The organism is Aromatoleum toluolicum, from assembly GCF_012911005.2.
GTDB lineage: Bacteria > Pseudomonadota > Gammaproteobacteria > Burkholderiales > Rhodocyclaceae > Aromatoleum > Aromatoleum toluolicum.
This window is the reverse complement of the sequence record NZ_WTVS01000166.1, coordinates 1-2,287: the sequence shown is the minus strand read 5'-3', so window position 1 is coordinate 2,287 and position 2,287 is coordinate 1. Positions and strand designations below refer to the sequence as shown.

Annotated in this window: 2 protein-coding genes; both read left to right on the top strand. The window is 67.6% G+C overall.

The features are described 5' to 3' along the window. The first annotated feature begins 77 nt into the window (after positions 1–77). Complete coding sequence (locus tag GPA27_RS28155; protein WP_169143711.1) at positions 78–1,187, top strand: metal-dependent hydrolase; 1,110 nt, start codon at positions 78–80, stop codon at positions 1,185–1,187. A 151-nt stretch (positions 1,188–1,338) separates the two neighbouring features. Beyond that, positions 1,339–1,890 (top strand): glycine zipper 2TM domain-containing protein, encoded by a 552-nt coding sequence (locus GPA27_RS28150; protein WP_211165303.1) that lies wholly within the window; start codon positions 1,339–1,341, stop codon positions 1,888–1,890. Positions 1,891–2,287 lie beyond the last annotated feature (397 nt).

Sequence of the window (2,287 nt, the reverse complement as noted above, 5' to 3'; positions counted from 1 at the left end):
GGGGTGGGGATGGGTCAAGCAGACGTCACGGACCGCCCCGCCGGGAACGAAGCCCTCCCGATCGCCTCCAACGCCCCATGGACACCCTCACCCACGCCCTTTCCGGCGCGATCGTCGGCCGCCTGCTCGCCGCACGGCGTCCCGCCGCCAGCCTCACCGCGGCCGCAACCCCCTCCGCATCGGCGGCGCCCCTGCCCGTCTGGCAGACCGTCGCCGCCGGCGCGGCGGCCGCGGCCTTCCCCGACCTCGACTTCGTCCTCGGCTACGTCTCCGAACTCGCCTACCTGCGCGGCCACCGCGGCGTCACCCACTCGCTCGTCCTGCTGCCGCTGTGGGGCCTGCTGCTCGCCTGGCTGTTCGCCCATCTTGCGCGGCGCAGCCGCCCGGGAACGGACTGGCGCGGCTTCTACACCGTCGCCTGCGCCGGCATCCTGATCCATATCGGCGGCGATCTCATCACCCAGTTCGGCACGATGATCCTCGCCCCCTTCTCCGACCGGCGCTTCGGCTGGGGCACCACCTTCATCATCGACCTCGTGCTCACCGGCGTGCTCGTCGCCGGCCTCGTCGCAAGCGCCCTGTGGCGCACGAGCCGCATCCCCGCAGCCACCGCGCTCGCGCTCGTCGTCGCATGGATAGGCGTCGGCGCGCTCGGCCGCGGCGAGGCGATCGCCGCCGCGCGCAGCTGGGCGGCCGCGAACAAGGTGCCCGTCGTCGAAGTCGACGCGGCGCCCCGCCCCGCCTCGCCCTTCAACTGGACCGCGATCGTATTCGACGGCGAGCACTACCACTACGCCCACCTCAACACGCGCCGCAGCGAGATCCTCGCCGCCGACCCCGACGACAACTTCATCCGCCGCTTCTCCGCCCCCTACCGCCCGGTCGCGCTCGCGCAGTGGGAGACGCGCCCGCGCTTCGGCAACGCCGACCTGCAGGGCTTCGCGCGCGAAGTGTGGGGCAAGGAGGACTTCGCCTTCTACCGCTGGTTCGCAATGTTCCCGGTGCTGGACCACGCGCAGCAGGACGCCTCCGGCAGCCTGTGCGCCGCCTTCCGCGACCTGCGCTTCGAGATCCCCGGCCGCGTCGACCTGCCCTTCATCTACGGCCTGTGCGGCACGCCCGGCGCGGACGGCTGGCGCCTGTACAAGGTCGTCGCCGAGGGGCGACGGTGGGTGATCGGACATTAGCGCAGTGCGTCCCGGATAGCGCGCCCTGTACCCGGATCATTGGGTATCTCTTTGTTTCCCTGCTCAAACCGCCGGCTGACACAGCAATACAATCGCCTATTGCGATTTTTTCGCACCAGACTCAGGGCCGGGGGAACGTATGGACAAATCAATGATGCTGGGCATCGGGCTGGGCGCATTGGGCGTCACGGCAGGGGGTGCCGTTGCAACCTACAACCTGGTTGATCACGGGCCGAAGTACGCCGATGTGGTCGCCGTGCAGCCACTCACGGAACAGATCAAGACGCCGCGCGAAGTATGCAGGGATGTGGTGGTCAATCATCGCGCCCCGGTCAGGGATCAACATCAGATCGCCGGAACGGTGGTCGGCGCCCTGGCAGGCGGCCTGCTCGGCAACCAGATCGGCGCAGGCAGCGGCAAGAAGCTCGCCACCGTCGCTGGCGCCGCCGCAGGCGGTTATGCGGGCAATAAGATCCAGGAGAACATGCAGGCCAACGACACCTACAGCACCACGGAAACCCGGTGCAAGACGGTGAAGGACACCAGCGAGCGGGTGGTTGGCTATGACGTCGACTATCGACTCGGCGAGAAGGCCGGACGCGTGCGCATGGACCACGAACCCGGCGACCGCATTCCGGTGAAGGACGGCCAGCTGGTCCTGACAAGGGCGCCGAGTGCGCCCGGAGAATTGGGCAGCCGTTAAGCCGGCACGCGAGAATACAACCGTTCGCCTTGAGCCCGCACAAGGGCTCAGCTCCAGCGTAACTTGCAAGTACCCTAAATGCGCTCGCCAGCCGCGAGCGCCGCGCGGATACAGGCGACCGCCTGTACCGCGGCTCGTCATGCACCGGATTTCTTCAGGCAAAGCAAATGGCTGAGTGCCCGGTACCGACCCACAGCCGTCTTTGAACCACGGGTAGGCTCAACGGCAGGTTGCCGGGACTACCGGACCTTGAGCCTCCCCTCGAACAGCGGTAGTGTTCAGAAGTGTGTGCAGAAGCGCCTTCGGTTGGAAGGCGCGGGTGGTCATGGCTAAGGTTGATTGTCGGATCGACCTTTAACCCGGTGGAGAGGGCAGCCATGACCACGATCAAGCGTAG